The 17,154-nt window shown below is 68.8% G+C and carries 12 protein-coding genes; 8 read left to right on the forward strand and 4 right to left on the reverse strand.

Annotation, left to right across the window (positions count from 1 at the left end):
• Positions 1-33 precede the first annotated feature (33 nt).
• The 7 genes from glpD to J7U37_RS17295 all read left to right on the forward strand — a co-directional run bounded on the left by glpD (position 34) and on the right by J7U37_RS17295 (position 8,185).
• Positions 34-1,566 (forward strand): glycerol-3-phosphate dehydrogenase, encoded by a 1,533-nt coding sequence (glpD, locus tag J7U37_RS17265; protein ID WP_247636485.1) that lies wholly within the window; start codon positions 34-36, stop codon positions 1,564-1,566.
• 196 nt (positions 1,567-1,762) lie between these two features.
• Positions 1,763-3,268 carry a glycerol kinase GlpK gene (gene glpK, locus J7U37_RS17270; protein WP_056481930.1) on the forward strand — a complete coding sequence of 502 codons (1,506 nt, stop codon included), beginning with the start codon at positions 1,763-1,765 and terminating at the stop codon, positions 3,266-3,268.
• Between the two features lie 74 nt (positions 3,269-3,342).
• Positions 3,343-4,074 carry an MIP/aquaporin family protein gene (locus J7U37_RS17275; protein WP_247636486.1) on the forward strand — a complete coding sequence of 244 codons (732 nt, stop codon included), beginning with the start codon at positions 3,343-3,345 and terminating at the stop codon, positions 4,072-4,074.
• A gap of 140 nt (positions 4,075-4,214) precedes the next feature.
• Positions 4,215-5,120 (forward strand): NmrA family NAD(P)-binding protein, encoded by a 906-nt coding sequence (locus J7U37_RS17280; RefSeq protein ID WP_247636487.1) that lies wholly within the window; start codon positions 4,215-4,217, stop codon positions 5,118-5,120.
• 83 nt (positions 5,121-5,203) lie between these two features.
• On the forward strand, positions 5,204-5,446 hold the full coding sequence (locus tag J7U37_RS17285; protein ID WP_247636488.1) for a hypothetical protein: 243 nt from the start codon (positions 5,204-5,206) through the stop codon (positions 5,444-5,446).
• Positions 5,447-5,700: 254 nt separating this feature from the next.
• Positions 5,701-6,591, forward strand: coding sequence for a DUF3365 domain-containing protein (locus tag J7U37_RS17290; RefSeq protein WP_056184540.1), 891 nt, complete (start codon positions 5,701-5,703; stop codon positions 6,589-6,591).
• Between the two features lie 16 nt (positions 6,592-6,607).
• Positions 6,608-8,185 carry a mechanosensitive ion channel domain-containing protein gene (locus J7U37_RS17295; protein ID WP_056184537.1) on the forward strand — a complete coding sequence of 526 codons (1,578 nt, stop codon included), beginning with the start codon at positions 6,608-6,610 and terminating at the stop codon, positions 8,183-8,185.
• A 209-nt stretch (positions 8,186-8,394) separates the two neighbouring features.
• On the opposite strand, the gene J7U37_RS17300 is transcribed toward J7U37_RS17295, so the two are convergent.
• From J7U37_RS17300 to J7U37_RS17310, 3 genes are read right to left on the reverse strand one after another with little or no spacing between them, the layout of a single operon-like run.
• On the reverse strand, positions 8,395-10,167 hold the full coding sequence (locus tag J7U37_RS17300) for a hybrid sensor histidine kinase/response regulator (protein WP_082507898.1): 1,773 nt from the start codon (positions 10,165-10,167) through the stop codon (positions 8,395-8,397).
• The gene (locus tag J7U37_RS17305) at positions 10,149-10,613 is read right to left on the reverse strand and encodes a response regulator (RefSeq protein ID WP_056184535.1); all 465 of its coding nucleotides are present in this window, start codon (positions 10,611-10,613) and stop codon (positions 10,149-10,151) included. The genes J7U37_RS17300 and J7U37_RS17305 overlap by 19 nt, the downstream gene beginning before the upstream one ends.
• A gap of 3 nt (positions 10,614-10,616) precedes the next feature.
• Positions 10,617-13,004, reverse strand: coding sequence for an ATP-binding protein (locus J7U37_RS17310; RefSeq protein WP_247636499.1), 2,388 nt, complete (start codon positions 13,002-13,004; stop codon positions 10,617-10,619).
• A 348-nt stretch (positions 13,005-13,352) separates the two neighbouring features.
• On the opposite strand from J7U37_RS17310, the gene J7U37_RS17315 reads away from it, so the two are divergent.
• Positions 13,353-14,579, forward strand: coding sequence for an acyl-CoA dehydrogenase family protein (locus J7U37_RS17315; RefSeq protein WP_247636489.1), 1,227 nt, complete (start codon positions 13,353-13,355; stop codon positions 14,577-14,579).
• A gap of 36 nt (positions 14,580-14,615) precedes the next feature.
• Here J7U37_RS17315 and J7U37_RS17320 read toward each other — a convergent pair whose 3' ends face one another.
• Positions 14,616-17,042 carry an MASE4 domain-containing protein gene (locus J7U37_RS17320; RefSeq protein WP_056184531.1) on the reverse strand — a complete coding sequence of 809 codons (2,427 nt, stop codon included), beginning with the start codon at positions 17,040-17,042 and terminating at the stop codon, positions 14,616-14,618.
• Positions 17,043-17,154 lie beyond the last annotated feature (112 nt).

Below are 17,154 nucleotides of genomic sequence, written 5' to 3' on the forward strand. Positions count from 1 at the left end.
ACTCGAGCAACAGACGCGAGTCGGAGGAGAACCATGACGACAGTTTCGAACGTACGGGGGCCGGGGGCCCCCTACGATCTGCTCGTCATCGGGGGTGGCATCAACGGCACCGGTATCGCCCGCGACGCCGCCGGGCGCGGTTTGTCGGTCCTGCTCTGCGAACGGGGGGATCTGGCTGAATTCACGTCGTCTTCCAGTACGAAACTGATCCATGGCGGCCTGCGCTACCTCGAATATTACGAGTTCCGCCTGGTGCGCGAAGCCCTGGCCGAGCGGGAGCGCCTGCTGCGCCTGGCGCCCCACATCATCTGGCCGCTGCGTTTTGTGCTGCCGCACGACGAGGGGCTGCGTCCGGCCTGGATGCTGCGGGTCGGCCTATTCCTGTACGACCACCTCGCCCGCCTGCGGACGCTGCCGGGGTCGACGATGGTTCGATTGCGAACATCGCCCCTGGGCGCCCCGTTGCAGGATCGTCTGAGCAAGGGCTTCGTCTATTCCGACTGCTGGGTCGAGGACAGCCGCCTCGTCGTGCTCAATGCCATGGATGCCCGAGCGCGGGGCGCCGAGATCCGCACCCGCACCGGCGTCGAAACGGCCCGACGCATCGACGGGACCTGGACGGCGACGCTGCGCGACGAGGCGTCCGGACAGACCGAGACCCTTCGGGCCAGGGCCGTCGTCAACGCCGCCGGACCCTGGGTCAGCGAGACCCTGGGCACGACGCTGGGCGTCAACAGCCGCGCGGCGGTCCGGTTGATCAAGGGCAGCCACATCGTGTTGCGCAAGCTCTACGAGGGCGATCAGGCCTACATCCTGCAGCAACCCGATAAGCGCATCATCTTCGCAATTCCCTATGAGCGCGACTTCACGCTGATCGGCACCACGGACGTTCCCTACGCGAACGAGCCCGGACCGGTGGCCATCTCCGACGAAGAGACGCGCTATCTGTGCGACTGCATCAACCGTTCGTTCACGACATCCATCGGTCCCGGGGACGTGGTGTGGAGCTATTCCGGCGTGCGCCCGCTCTACGACGATGCGGCAGCCAACGCCTCGGCGGTGACCCGAGACTACGTGCTGGACCTCGAAGATTCGGGCGGGCAGGCCCCCGCGCTCTCTGTCTTCGGCGGCAAGATCACCACCTATCGGCGCCTGGCGGAGCACGCCATCGAGAAGATCGCACCGCATTTTCCGAATCTGAAACGGCCCTGGACCGGGGATGCCATCCTACCGGGCGGGGGGATGCCGGAGGCCGATTTCGACACCTTCCTGGCGGCGTTCTCCCGCGAGGCCCCGTTCCTGCCGACCGAGACCGCCAAGCGCCTTGCCCGGGCCTACGGCACCGAGGCGCGCTCCATCGTCAAGGGCGCGCGCAGCCTTGCGGATCTCGGGGAAGCCTTCGACGGCGGTCTGACGGCGGCGGAGGTCGATTATCTCGTCCGAGTCGAGTGGGTGCGAACCACCGAGGACATCCTGTGGCGGCGCTCGAAGCTCGGTCTGCGCACCGGCCCGGACAGCGCCGCACGTCTCACCGCCTACCTGAGCCGCCGGGCCGAGGCGGCCTGAGACGGCCTTCGACACGTCGGAACCGCAGAGACATCGAAACCAAAGGTACCGGGAAATCAAAGACACCAGGAAATCAGAGATACCGGGACGGAAGACCCGGAGCAGCACGAACAGAACCACCCGCTGCCGTCCGGAGCCGGCCTGAAGACCGGCCCGGGACACGAGCGACGCACCCGTCCGAGGGAGGAAGACAGCCATGACCCAGTATGTCGGCGCCATCGACCAGGGCACCACCAGCAGTCGCTTCATCGTCTTCGACCGGGAAGGACACCTCATCGTCTGCAAGCAGCGGGAGCACGCACAGCTCTATCCGAGGCCCGGCCATGTGGAGCACGATCCACTCGAAATCTGGCGCAATACGCAGGACGTGATGCGGGACGCCCTCGACGCGGCCGGCCTGACGCCGAAGGATCTGCTCTCGATCGGCATCACCAACCAGCGCGAGACCACGCTGATCTGGGACCGGCGGACCGGCGAACCGCTGCACAACGCCCTGGTCTGGCAGGACACCCGGAACGACCGGCTGGTCACCGAGTTCGCCAGGGACGGCGGACGCGACCGCTTCCGGGCGCTGACCGGCCTGCCGCTGGCGAGCTACTTCTCCGGCCTGAAGCTGCGCTGGCTCCTCGACCACGTGGACGGCGCGCGGGAGAAGGCCGAAGCCGGGGATGTCCTGTTCGGCAACATCGACACCTGGCTCGTGTGGAACCTGACCGGCGGCCCCGAGGGCGGCCTTCACGTCACCGACGTGACCAATGCCAGCCGGACCCAGCTTATGTCCCTCGAGACCCTGGCCTGGGACGACGGCATGCTGGCGACCTTCGCCATCCCGCGGGCGATGCTGCCCGACATCGTCTCCTCGTCCCAGGTCTATGGCGAGACCCGCGTGCCCTTCGCGGGCGTGCCGATCGCCGGCATCCTGGGCGACCAGCAGGCGGCCCTGTTCGGCCAGACCTGCTTCCAGCCCGGCGAGGCCAAGAACACTTACGGCACCGGCTGCTTCGCCCTGATGAACACCGGCGAAAAACCCGTGCCCTCCACCTGTGGCCTCGTCACCACCCTCGGCTACAAGCTCGACGGACAGCCGGCGGTCTACGCGCTCGAAGGCTCGATCGCGATCACCGGCGCCCTGGTGCAGTGGCTGCGCGACAACCTGCACATGATTCAGGACAGCGCCGAGGTGGAGCGCCTGGCCACCACCGTGGAGGACAATGGCGGCGTCTATTTCGTGCCCGCCTTCTCCGGCCTGTACGCTCCGCACTGGAACGAGGGCGCCCGCGGGCTGATCATCGGCCTGACCCGCTATGCCAATCGCGGCCACATCGCCCGCGCCTGCCTGGAGGCCACCGCTTTCCAGACCCATGAGGTGCTGGAGGCGATGGAAACGGATTCGGGCATTCCCGTACGCGAATTGCGCTCGGATGGCGGCATGGTCGCCAATGTCACCCTGATGCAGTTCCAGGCCGATATCCTCGACGTGCCGGTGGTCCGCCCGAAGGTGGCCGAGACCACGGCCCTAGGGGCCGCCTACGCCGCCGGCCTCGCCACCGGCTACTGGAAGAGCACCGACGACCTCGTCCGCAACTGGGGCGTCGACCGCCGATGGGAGCCCAACATGGAGGCGGCCCAGCGCCGACGCATCACCGCGACCTGGAAGCGGGCGGTGAAGCGCGCCTTCGACTGGGACATGCAGGACGATTGAGGCGGGCGCCGCAGGCAGGCCCGCGCGATCGCGCGCTCACGGATTCCCTTACAGACCACGTCGGAGGACACGCCATGACGTCGCCATTCCTGGGCGAACTCTTGGGCACGATGGTGCTGATCATCCTCGGCAACGGGGTGGTGGCGGGCGCGCTCCTGCGCGGCTCGAAAGCGGAGGGTGCCGGCTGGATCGCCATCACCGCCGGATGGGCCTTCGCCGTGCTGGCCGGCATCTTCGTCGCGACCGCAGCGGGCAGCCCGGATGCCCACATCAACCCGGCCGTCACCCTCGCGGCGGCCATCACCTCGGGCCGCTGGGACACGCTCGTCACCTACGTGCCGGCCCAGATGATCGGCGCCTTCCTGGGGGCCACCGTGGTCTGGCTGCACTACCTGCCGCACTGGGCCGTCACCGCGGATCAGGGCGCGAAGCGGGCCTGCTTCTGCACCGATCCTGCCATTCGCCACCCCATCGCGAACTGGGTGAGCGAGATCGTCGGGACCTTCCTGCTGATCCTCATCGTCGGCGCCCTGCTGTCGCGAAGCGTGGGCGCGGCGGGCTCCATTCCGACGGGGCTCGCGCCCTACCTGATCGGTATGGTGGTGTGGGGCATCGGCCTGTCGCTCGGAGGAACCACGGGCTACGCGATCAATCCGGCACGCGACCTCGGTCCCCGTCTCGCCCACGCGATCCTGCCCATCGCCGGCAAGGGCGACTCGGATTGGGGTTACGCGCTCATCCCCGTCGCCGGTCCGGCCATCGGGGCGACGCTCGCCGCCCTGGTCGTGCTGGCGATCGGGTTCTGAGGCGGGACGGCCTGGATCTCCGGAACGGCCTGGATTCCTTGAACGGCCTGGATTTTCTGGCGCCGCCCCTACCTTGAGGCGCAGCGGCGTCCCGGCTCGTGCCAGGAACGGGTTTCGCCGATGGAGCACCACGGCCGTCCATGATCTCCACACCGTCAGACCTGCCCGCCGACGCACAGACCGTCGCCCTCGCGGGGATCGGAGGCGATCTCGGCGGCCGTATCGCAACGGCCCTTTTGGCCCGCGGCGTCCAGGTCCGGGCGCTGGTGCGGAGCGGCTCCACGGTCCCCGTGCCCGGCGTGACGGCGGTCGCCGTCGACTACGCGGATGCGGCCGCCCTCGTGGCGGCCTGTCGCGGCGCGGACTGCGTCGTCTCCGCCCTCAACGGCCTGGAGCCGGTCATCCGCGACGCCCAGGGGCGCCTGCTCGACGCGGCGGTGGCGGCCGGGGTGCCGCGCTTCATTCCGTCGGATTTCTCCCTCGACTTCACCGGAACCCAGCCCGGCGACAATCGCAACCTCGACCTGCGCCGCGCCTTCATGGCGCGGGTCGACCGAACCCCGATCCGTGCGACCTCGATCCTCAACGGGGCCTTCGCGGACCTGCTGACGGGGGACGCCCCGATCGTGCTGCAACGGCCGCGCAAGGTCCTGTACTGGGGCGATGCCGACCAGCTCTTCGACTTCACCACGAAGGACGACGTCGCGCGCTACACCGCGTCGGCCGCCCTCGACCCCGCAGCGCCGCGCTTCCTGCGCATCGCCGGAGACGTGGTGACGGCCCGCGAACTGGCCGCGACCATGTCCGACCTGACCGGCAGACCCTTCGGGCTGTGGCGGGCCGGGGGACTCGGTCGGCTCGGGCTGCTGATCCGCGTGGTGCGCGCTCTGACCCCGGCAAGCGACGCCGTCTTTCCGGCCTGGCAGGGCATGCAGTACCTGCGCGACATGGCGAGCGGGCGGGGCAAGCTGGCGCCGCTCGACAACGGTCGCTACGGGACGGTGTCCTGGACCGACGCCCGCACGGTGCTGGCCCAGGGTCTCTGATCGGCCTCGCGTCGGCCCTTCGGAGCCCGTCCGATCAGGGGTGGTGCGGGTTCGAGGGGCCGGGATGACACCGGACCGATGTCGTGCCTGTCACGTCGGAGTTTTCCATTCGTCGCCAAGGCCTTCCGTTCCGCGGCCGTCATGATCCTTGTCCGCAAGCTTGGACGCGCCTGACGACTTACCGGATGAACGCCGGCATATTTCGAAATCTTATTTTCGAAGACTTCGACTTTTGCGCCAGGCAAAACACCATTGCTTCAAAAGCCGCAATCCTGAAAGAAGTCATCGCGCGACACGTGACCGCCCAACCTCAAAACCTCACTTAACATCGGCGAACAACACGATCCCGTCTCGGCTGACCATGGTGCGCCGGACACACGAGACTGAATTTTACCGGATCTTGGGCGGCCGGGTTCATTAATCCGACATGACGTGATTGGATGTTGCAGCGTCGCTCTCCCGGCGCGTCCAGGCGGCATCGGCACAGGCTCGATGCGCGATCACAGTGTCGAAGGCCCCGTGTGGCGCCGGCCCGGTTGTGGCCGCGCAGGCCCGGGGCCGTTTTTTGAACAGGGCTTGCATGCGCATCGAGGCTCGATTCGGTCTGATCCTCGCCTTCTGCTTCGCCCTGGGCGTGGGCATCGCGGGCTACATCTCCTTCACCCTCGAGTTCCGCCAGGCGCAGGAGGAGATGCAGGAGAAGGCCAGCGTTCTCCTCACCATCGCCCTGTCCGTGCGCCGCTACACGGCGCAGGAGGTGGCGCCGCTGATCAAGCAACTCGACGACAAAGCCCATTTCCATCCGCAATCGGTGCCGTCCTACGGCGCGCAGAAGACCCTGGCCGGGCTCCAGAAGGAATTTCCGGATTACAGCTATCATGAGCGGTCGCTCAATCCGACCAACACGGCCGACCGCGCAGCCGATTGGGAGGTCGGCCTGTTCCGGGCGTTCCAGGAGAACCCGGCCCGGACGGAGCTCTCGGGAGAGACCGGGACCGCGACCGTCAAACGCTTCTATGTGAGCCGGCCCCTGCGGCTGACCGACCCGGCCTGCCTGGAATGCCACTCCACCCCCGAGGCGGCACCGGCCGCCATGGTCGCCAAGTACGGGGCGGGCAACGGCTTCAACTGGCAACTCGGGGATGTGATCGGCATTCAGCTCGTCGAGGTCCCCAAGAGCCCGATCGTGACGCGCGCCCTCAACGGGGTCCTGACCACGGTGGGGTCCCTCGTCTGCGTCTTCGTCCTGACGACGGCCATCTTCCTGCTGCTGCTGCGCCGCTACGTGACGGGGCCGCTTGAGACCATCACGGGCGTGGCCCAATCCGTCAGCCTGAACCTGGGGCCGGCGCCGCAGCGGCGCGGCCGGGAGCTCGACGGGCAGTTCCACGATCTTGAACGCTCCATCACGCGGCTGAAGACCAGCCTCGACGCGGCGACGCGCTCGTCGCGCCCGCGCTCCGACGCCTGACGGAACCGGCGGCCCCATGTCCACCCTCGTCTTCATCGCGCTGGCCGCCCTCGTCTGGCTGCTCGACTTCACGGTGGCGCCCGACGACGGCCTCGCCAAGACTCTCCTGCCCGCCCTCGCGACGGGTCTCAGCGCCCTCGCCTTGGCCCGGCTGCTCGAACGGGCGCTGCTGCGCCTGCTCGCCGCGCGCGCGCGTCTGGGGAGTCATTCCGACCGGCTGCACACCATGCTGGCCATGGTGATCTATGCAGCGACCGCGCTGGGATGGCTGCATTACGCCCTGGGTCTCAACGTCACCAGTCTGCTGGCGACCTCGGCCGTCGTCACCCTGATCCTCGGCCTGGCTCTCCAGGCGACCCTCGGCAACCTGTTCACCGGCCTCTCGCTCGAACTCGAACGCCAGCTCCGGGTCGGCGACTACATCTTCAAGGGCCCGATCGAGGGCGAGGTCGTCGCACTCAAGTGGCGCTCGGTGTTCCTCAGGACGAGCAACAACACCCGCATCGTCCTGCCCAATAACGGGCTGACGACGGATGCCGTGGAGATCGTCCCCGGTGGGCAGCCGTCCCGACACACGGTCTTCTTCGCGGTCCGCTCCCACGTCCCGCCGATGGATGTGCTGGCCGTGACCGAGGATGTGCTCCGCAGCGGTGTGCCGAAGATCCACCTGGCGTTTCCGCCCTCGGCGGTCCTCCTGGGCCCCGATCCGGAGCGCGGCTTCCTGCGCTACGGCGCCCGCTACTACACGCTGGAATGCCTGGAGCGGAGCAACATCGCCTCGAACCTGCAGGTCCGCCTCTGGTATGCCCTATCCCGCAAGGGCATTGCGATGGCGGGCTGGGGCGTTCCGCCTCGGGACGACGGGCACCTCGTCGCCCCCTTGCCGCGCCTCGCCCAGGATCTCGTCGCCCGCCTGTTGCCCTTCGGCGAACGCCGGAGCTACGGCCCCGGCGAAGAGATCGCCCTGGGAGGCGGCGCGGCCCTCCTCCTGCGCGGCTCGGCGCGCGAGGAACGCGAGGCGCGCCTCGACGCGGAACGCGCGCAGCTCGCCCGTCTGATGGATGACGGGCCGGACGAGCACGGCACCGTCCGGATGGCCGCAGCGCCCCTCGCCGTCATCGGGGAGCGCGCCGCCCGTCATCTCGGCCCCTACGCCTACGCCCTGGCGCACGGCTATGCCACGCGGACCGACGACCCGCGCCTGCTGCACCTCGCCCTGGCGAGCCATATCCAGGACGAACCCGACCGGGAGGTCTTCCTGGCCGAGGCGCCGCGCCACACCTCCCGCCGGCTCGAACCCGGCGCCGGCATCGGCTTCGCGCGCCTGCTCGCCCCGTCGACGCCCGGCAACGGTCGGATCGTGAGCAACCGTCGCTGCGAGATCCTGCACCTCTCGGCCGCCGCCCTGGGCGAGGCCATCGACCGCGCGGTGATCACACCAGCCGATCTCGCCGCGCACGACGCCGATCTTGCCGCGCACGATGTCGATCTCGCGCGCCGGCCCATCGATCCCGGCATCGCCCCGCCGGACGGGATGCCGGCGAACGCCCCGGCGTCGCAAGGCGATGCACCGACGAGGGTGGACATCCACTGAGCTTCGCGGTTCTGGGTGCGCGGAGCGGGAATTGTGGCGACGAAGAGCCGCGCGCGCCGTGGTACCAACTTCGATACGCGGCAGACACGCGGGCGGAGAGACGGCCCTCGAAGCGACCCTCGCCTCGACTCAAGCCTTCCTCAACGCCGCAGCCGTCATGATCCTCGTCCGAAGGCTTGAACGCGCCTGATGACTTGCCGGATGGGCTTTCAGGCCGAGTTGCGGCTCGAGACGAGCCGCAGGGCCGCCGGGGCGGGCCTGCCGGCCAGGATCGCCGCCGCCTTGCGGTGGAGTTCGCCGTCCTGGAACGGCTTCTGGACGATGCGGTCGGCGCCGACCTCGCCCGCCTGCATCAGGGCGGTGGTGTCGGCGTAGCCGGTCACGAACATCACCGGAAGGTGCGGCCAGCGCCGCCGGATCTCGCAGGCCGCCTCGGCGCCGTTCATGCCCGGCATGGCAAAGTCGAGCACGATCAGGTCGACGCAGGGATCCCCCTCCAGGGAGGCGAGGGCGGCGAGGCCGGAGCCCGCCTCGCGGACCTGATAGCCGGCCTCGAACAGGATGGTGGTGGTGACCTCGCGGACCGCGCTGTCGTCGTCGACCACCAGCACCACGGGCCGGTCCCCTGCGCTGCGCTGCGCGGCGCAGTCGATCCCCGGAGCCGGACTCTCGGCGGCGTCGGACCCGCCCTCGGCACGCGGAAGGTAGACCCGGACGGACGTTCCCTCGCCAAGCCGAGTGTCGATGCGGACGCCGCCGCCGGACTGCTTGACGAAGCCGTAGACCTGAGCGAGGCCGAGGCCCGAGCCCTTGTCGACCGCCTTTGTGGTGAAGAACGGCTCGAAGACCCGGGCCAGGACCTCGGGGGCGATGCCGGTGCCGGTGTCGCTCACCGCCAGCATCACGTACTCGCCGGGGGCCGGCTCCTCGGCGCGGGTCGGAGCCGGGGTCAGGCTGACATTGGCGGTCTCGATGGTGAGGCAACCGCCCACCGCCATGGCATCGCGGGCGTTGATCGCGAGATTCAGGATCACGAGTTCGATCTGCGTCGCATCGACGAGGGCCGACCACAGGTCGGATTGCAGCGTCATCTCGATCCGTACCGCCCCGCCGATCGAGCTCTGAAGCAGGTCGCGCATGGAGGAGACGGTCTGGTTCAGCTCCACCGGCGTCGGCTCGAGACGCTGCCGCCGCGAGAAGGCGAGGAGCTGGGCGGTGAGGCGAGCGCCCCGGTCGGCGGCTCCGCGCATCATCGTCAGGCGGCGCTGCGAGCGCTCGTCGTTCACCACCCGCTCCAGGAAGGCGATGTTGCCGGAGATCACCGTGAGGAGATTGTTGAAGTCGTGGGCAACGCCGCTGGTGAGCTGCCCGACCGCCTCCAGGCGTTGGGCCTGCCGCAGAGCTTCCTCGACCCGCTCGCGCTCGACGATCTGGCGATGCAGCTCGGCATTGCTGGCCGCGAGTTCGCTGGTCCGGGCCTCGACCCGCGCCTCCAGGGTCTCGTTGAGGTGGCGCAGGTCGCGCAGGGCGCGCTCACGCTCGGCATAGGCGCGCGCCTCGGCGAGCGCCCGCATGATGGTGCGGGGCAGGCGGTCGAGGCGCTGTTTGGTGACGTAATCGGTGGCCCCGCGCTTCAGGGCCTCCACAGCGACATCCTCACCGAGCGTCCCGGATACGAACACGAAAGGGATTCCGGGGCAGCGGGCGCGGGCGATCGCCAGGGCGCTGAGGCCGTCGAAGGTCGGCAACACGTAATCGGCCAGGATGAGGTGGTGCTCGCACCGGTCGGCCGCAGTGGTGAAGTCGGCCGCGGTCATCACCCGGTCGAGGTCGTAGGGGTGGCCCAGATCGTCGAGCACCGCGCCGAGCAGTTCCGTGTCGAGGTCGCTGTCTTCCAGGAGAAGGATTCTCAACGGCTCCGATCCGAAGCCGTCCTGCATCTCCCGATCCGGATCGCGCTGCGTCACGTGTTCGATGGCCATCCTCCTCCACGGTGCGGCGGCGGCTCGTTCAGCACCGCCCAGAACACGCCGAGATCCTGGATCGCCTCGAAGAATTCCGTGAACCCAACAGGCTTGACCACGAAAGCGTTCACGCCGAGATCGTAGGACCGCACCAGATCGGTCTCCTCGCGCGAGGATGTGAGCATCACCACCGGGATCGCGCGGGTGCGGATATCGCCCTTGACCTGGGCCAGGACCTCCAGGCCATCCACCTTCGGCAGCTTGAGGTCGAGAAGCACCACCGCAGGATCACGGCTGTCCCGCATCTCGTAGGCGCCGCGGCGGTACAGAAAATCCAGGGCCTCGGCACCGTCGCGACAGATGACGATCTCATTGGCGAGCTGGCTCTTCTCCAGCGCCGCGAGGGTGAGTTCGATGTCGTTGGGATTGTCCTCGACGAGGAGGATCGGCTTCAGGTCCGCCATGGCTCAGCGTGCTTCCCTCGAATTCCTCGGCGAACGGGACCTGCCCCCGGCATTCGGATTGGGGACCGGAGTCGGTGTCGGAAGGGTGAAGTAGAAAGTCGCGCCAGCATCCACCGCACCCTCGGCCCAGGTGCGGCCGCCGTGGCGCTCGACGATGCGGCGGACGTTGGCAAGGCCGATGCCAGTCCCCTCGAACTCTTCGACCCGGTGAAGGCGCTGGAACACGCCGAACAACTTGCCGACATAGGCCATGTCGAACCCGACGCCGTTGTCGCGGACGAAGAACACCGCCTGACCGGAGGGGGCGCCTTCCGGATCGAGGCCGGTCGTCGGCGCCTCAAGGCGCCCGATCTCGATCGTCGCCTCGGCCCGGTGCCGGGTGTACTTGATGGCGTTCGAAAGCAGATTCTCGATGACGAGGCGCAGCATCACCGGGTCGGCATGGACCCGGCCGAGCGGCCCCACCGTCCAATGGATGGTCCGGTCCGGTCCAGCGTCCCGCAGGGTCGAGCGGCGAACCTCTTCGACCAGGGCATTGAGGTCGCCCGTGACCGGGTTCAGGGCGTTGCGGCCCATCTGCGAGAAGCGCAACAGGTTGTCCACCAGGGTGCCGGCCGAGAAAGCGGCCTCCACGATGGTGTCGATGTAGTGCCGGCCCTTCTCGGACAGGCGGCTGCCCTCGCGCGAGCGCAGCAGCTCCGAATAGCCGACGATGTGCCGGAAGGGCGCGCGCAGATCGTGGCTGACCGAGTAGGAGAACGCCTCCAGCTCCTTATTGGAGCGCTGCAGTTCCTCGCTGAGGGAGGCGAGTTCCTCCGCCCGGCGCAGCACGATGCCGAGCACGGAGGTCCGAAGATCCTTCACTGCGTCGGTCTCGGCACGGGACCAGGGCAGGGAGCGGCCCTGCAGCGTCTCTTTCCAGGTCTCGAAGGATTTGCGCGGGTGCAGGCGCTGCGGCCCACCGGCCGGATCAGGCACCGCCGCCTTGGTGGGATCACCGCCCCACTTGACGGTGCGCACCACCTCCGGCCTGAACCACAACACGTAGCTGGCGTATTTCTGCGAGATCGAGATCGCCAGGAGGCCGCTTGCCCGCGCGGCGAAGGCCCGCGCCGGAGGATAGGCCTCGCCGAGGAAGTCGGTGACGACGAGATCCGCACCGCCGGGGCCGCTGGACAACCACTGGTAGATCGCCCGAACCTCGGGTTCCTGCGGGGTCGCCCCAATCAGCCGGCAGCTGTCGGAGGTGATCACCGCCGCTCCGGAGGCGCCGGCCAGGGCCAGCACGTCGTCGGGATGCTGCAGCAGGCCGTCGACGAAGTTCTCCTCCTCCGCCATATAGCCCAGCAGCTGGGCCTGGATCGCCCCCAGCCGCAGGCGCTGCTCGGCCTCGGCACCGCGCTCCTTGGCGGCGAGCTGCAGCGCGAAGATGCGGGTGAGGAAGTCGCAGGCGTTGCGGGCCTGAAGAGGCACCCGGCGGGCCTCGCGATTGTGGCAGGAGATCAGGCCCCAGAGCGCACCGTCGACCAGGATCGACACCGACATCGATGCCATCGTGCCCATGTTGCGCATATATTCGACATGCACCGGCGAGACGCTGCGCAGGATCGACTGGCTGAGGTCGAAGGGCTCAGCGTCGGCGAGCGCGGCCTCCCGCAGGATCGGCACCGGCCGATAGCCCGCATCCGGGATGATCCGCAGGCGATTGCGACGGTAGAGTTCCCGGGCCTGGGCCGGAATGTCGGTCGCGGGGAAGCGCAGGTCGAGATAGGAGGGCAGGGCGCCGTTCCCGTCCTCGGCGATGACGGTACCGTGCCAGTCGCGGTCGAACCGGTAGACCAGGGTTCGGTCGAAGCCTGTGATGTGGCGGATGTCGACCGCCACGAGATCGCACAACTCCGCCACGGAGGCGGCCTCGTGCAGGCCCTCGACGAAGCGGCTGAGGCGCGGATAGAGCGCGTCCAGGCTGTGCTCGGAGGCGAGCGCGTTCGGGACCGCCTCGAATTCGAGGACGGCAAGATCGCTCGCAGCAGGATCGCCCGCAGCAGGATCGCCCGAACCCAGGTCGCCCGGACAATGAACCGCGAGATCGTAGGCCCCGAGACCTTCGGGTGTTTCCAGCGTCACGGTGCGCAGATATTGCGCGCCGTCGCGCGCGCTCTCGCCAAAATCCCGCGGCAGAAGCCCGTCCAGGCTCGGGAAGACTTCGGCGAAGCGGCGTCCGAGCACCCGTTCGATCCCGCCCGGCACATTTGCGCTCGCCTCGACGATCCGACCGTCGGCAATCCGGAAAGCGATGAGGAACCCGTGAGGCTGGATCGTCCCGAGCCGGTGAATCGGCTCTCGGTCGCAGGCCGTCAGGGCCTCGGCCGGTGGCGATTCTAAGGTCAGGCTCAAGACATTCGCTCCCTGCTGACAGCCCCGCCGTGCCGACCCGGAATGCGGTGCCTACGCGGATCGGCCGGCAGGCGCAACGCACTCCGTTGTGTCGGGTACATAACATTGCGCGATCCGTCGCATCGCGTAATCCGGCCTAACCGTGAGCCGTCCGATCCATGATCCGCAGGGATTCGCTCGCCCCGCCTCATCGGCGGGCCCGGTCCCCGGCGACCGGGAGGCCTGCGCCAGCGGTCGACATCGGACCGGATCGCTCTAGCTTCCCCGCACACAAGGCAGGAACCCGGCAGGAACCCGGAAGACGGGGACCGGTCGAACCCATGCAACCGAGGGGGGAACAGGATGGCCAAGCCCGATCGCGTGGACCCTTCTCCGCCGGACCTGCTGCCGCCGTGGCGCACCGAGGCGCGCGCGGCGCTCCAGGCGGAGGCGCGGGCCTTCGCCAGAGACGTCGTCATGCCACTGGCCGACGAACTCGACCCGCAGAAGGCGGAGATGCCGCGGACCCTCATCGACCGGATGGCGGCCAAGGGCTGGTTCGGCATCACCATTCCGGCCGAGCAGGGCGGCCTCGGCCTCGGGGTGTTCGAGTACTGCCTTGTATCCGAGGAACTGGCCCGCGCCTGGCTCTCGGTCGGCAGCATCCTGGCTCGCGGCCAGGGTCTCGGCACCCAGACTCTCGATCCGGAGCGGCGCCGGAGCCTCCTCGAGAAATCCGCCCGGGGTCAGTGGATCGGCGGCATCGCGCTGTCCGAGCCGACGGCGGGCTCCGATCTGGCCGGCGTGCAGACCCGGGCGGTGCGCGACGGCGACACCTGGGTCCTCACGGGAACCAAGCGCTGGGCGGGCTTCGCCAAGGCGGCGGACTTCGTCGAGGTTCTGGCCCGTACCCGCGACCCGGAGCCCGGCGAGCCGCGCTCGGCCGGTTTGGAGCCTTTCCTGGTGGTCAAGGAGCCCGGGACCTTCCCGCCCGGGATGACCGGCCGGGTGATCGACAAGATCGGATATCACGGCTTCCTGACCTTCGAACTCGATCTCGACGGCGTGCGGGTGCCGGAGAGCGACCGTCTGACCGGACTCTATGGCGACCAGGGCGCGGATGCGGATTCGGGTGGCTTCGCCTCGGTCCAGCGCGGCCTCAACATCGCGCGGGTGCACACGGCGGCCCGCGCGGTCGGCGTCGCCCGGGCGGCGCTGGAGGACACCCAGGCCTACCTGCAGGAGCGTGAGCAGTTCGGTCATCCGATTGGCGATTTCCAGGCCCTGCGTTTCGCGCTCGCCGACATGGCGGCCGATATCGCGCAAGCACGCGCCTTCTGGAACCAGGTCGCGCATCTGCTCGATGCCGGCGAACCGGCGGAGAGCGAATCGGCGATGGTCAAACTCGTCTGTACCGAGATGGCCGTGCGGGTGACCAACCAGGCGATGCAGCTCCATGGCGGCAACGGCTACACCACGGAGCGCCGGGTCGAGCGCTACTGGCGCGACGCGCGGCTGACCACGATCTTCGAGGGCACCAGCGAAATCCAGCGACGCATCATCAGCGACCGGATGCTGCCCAAGCTCTGAGACGCGTGACGCGGCGCTGACGAACCCCGACGGGTGTCAGCGCCCGCCCATCACCAGACGTAGCTTGTCGGCGAGATCCTCGCGCCGATACGGCTTGTTGAGGAGCGGCAGGTCCACGGGGACACCCTGCTCGCCGAGGGCCGAGCCGGTATAGCCGGAGGCGAGCAGCACCCGCAGGCCGGAACGCAGCGTCCGGGCATGGGTGGCGAGTTCGACCCCGTTCATGCCGCCCGGCATCACCACGTCCGAGAACAGGATGTCGATCCGCTCCGGCCCCTTCAGACGCTCCAGCGCCTCGGCCGCATGGGTGGCGGTGAGGGTGCGGTAGCCGAGTTCGGACAGGCTCTCGACCGCCATCTCCAGAACGGCCGCCTCGTCCTCGACCACCAGAACGACCTCGCCCTCCACCGCCCGGCGCAGGGGCAGGAGTGCGTCGGTGCGCAGGCTCGCGATTGCGGGCTCGGCCGAGCGCGGCAGGTCGATGGTGATGGTGGTCCCCTGGCCGGGCGCGCTCGTGACGCGGACCTGACCGCCGCCCTGGCGGGCGAAGCCGTAGACTTGGCTCAGGCCGAGGCCGGTGCCCTTTCCGACATCCTTGGTGGTGAAGAACGGCTCGAACACCCGCGCGGCGGTGGCCGCGTCCATGCCGAGGCCGGTATCGATGACGCAAACGCGGACATAGTTTCCCGGCGTCAGGTCGGACAGGGCGCCGCGGCGCTCCGGCGTCACGGCGAGGTTCTGGGTCCGGATCGTCAAGGTGCCACCGCCCGGCATGGCATCGCGCGCATTGACCGCGAGGTTGAGGATGGCGCTCTCGAACTGGCCGGGATCGAGGCGGACCGGATCGAGGGCCGCGTCGAGATCGAGGATCAGGGCCACGGTCTCGCCGACCGCGCGCTGAAGCAGGCCCTGGAAGTCCTTCAGCAGATGGTTGGGATTCACGGTCTCGGGCCGCAGCACCTGCCGCCGCGAGAACGATAGCAGTTTCTCGGTGACCTCGGCCCCGCGCCGCGCCGCGGTCATCGCCGAGGTCGCGAGGCGCTCAACGCGCTGCGCGTTGTCCGGTCGGCGCACGATCATGTCGAGATTGCCGACGATCACCGTCAGGAGGTTGTTGAAGTCGTGGGCGACACCGCCGGTGAGTTGGCCGATCGCCTCCATCTTCTGCGACTGATTCAGGCGCTGCTCGGCCTCGCGCCGATCGGTGGTGTCGATGACCACCCCCGCCAGGGTGGCGGGACGGCCGTCGGCGCCGCGATAGAGGCGGCCGCGCACGTCGATCCAGCGCTCGGCGCCATCGCCGGCTCGGGTGATCCGGCACTGGAAGCAGAGCGTGGACTCATCCTCCGCCCGTGCCAGGGCGGCCTCCACCAGGGCGCGGTCCTCAGTCACCACATGGCCGATGAAGTCGGCGAGGCCCCAGCGCGGCAAGAGACTGTCGTAGCCGAAGATGCGGTCGTGGCGCAGGGTGCGCCGGGCCTGCCCAGTTGCGAGATCGAGGGTCCAGTCGCCCATGTCGGCGGCCTCGAGCGCCACCGCGAAGTTGTCGCGTGCGATCTCGAGTTCCGCCCGCTGGCGCTCGCTCGCCTCGGCCGCCGATTCGGCCGCGCCGTACAGAATGTCGACCTCGCGCAGATAGACCCCGAGGACGATGATCCCGGCCATCAGGGCTTCGAGCCGCCCGGCGAACCAGCCCACCGTGCCGCGCGCCGCCCCCACGAGGGTGATCAGGTTGTCGAACACGAGGAGCAGCAGCGAAACCGCGAGCCAGAGCTGGAGCACGCTGCGCAGGCGCGTCGTCCAGCACAGGGTGGCCAGCGCTGCAACGGTCAGGACAACGACTCCGGGGCCGATGCCGGAGGTTGTCAGAAGCCAGTACTTGTCGCCCTCGACGCTGCGCGGCAGGTAATCAACATAGTCGGTGATGATCCAGGTCAGCGCGGCGACGACGGCCGTCACTGCCAGGGCTGTCAGGCCGCCGGCCCGGGCGACGCGATGGCTCGGCACGGCGCGCGGGCGCTGATCGCCCTCCATGATCGCATACGGAAGGGCGAAGAGCGGCGGCGCGAGATGCCACAGGGTCCAGAGCCAGGTCGTGGTGCCGGGACCGGACCCGATGATCCGCCCCGGGCCGAACAGGCCCGGAAAGGTCAAGAGCTGTATCGCGACGATCTCGGTGGTGCAGAGGCTGCCGGCGGCCAGTACCAGGAGCGGGACCGAGCGGGTCCGCCTGAACTGCGCGAAGAACAGGCATGTGGTGACGGCGTAGACCGTGATCAGCGCAGCCTGATAACTGGGAACGAAGCCCGGCATCGCCCCGATGGGATCGGCCGCGATGGGCAGGAGCGCGAGGGTCAGGACACCGAAAGCAAGAGAGACGACCGCCGCGAATCGGGTCTGGAGGCGCGTCGGTCCGGCATCCGCGAAGGTCGAGAGGCCTGAAACACCAGCGTTTTTCGGCACGGTCTACCTCCTGGCCGCACGTCACAGGCGAATCGCCCAGCCGCCAGGACCAAAGCTGGTGTACCACCGATGAGCTTGGTCGCACACGGTCCCGGCAACCCCGGATGTCCGT

It is taken from the genome of Methylobacterium sp. 37f (assembly GCF_023093475.1).
In the GTDB taxonomy this organism is placed as follows: Bacteria; Pseudomonadota; Alphaproteobacteria; order Rhizobiales; family Beijerinckiaceae; genus Methylobacterium.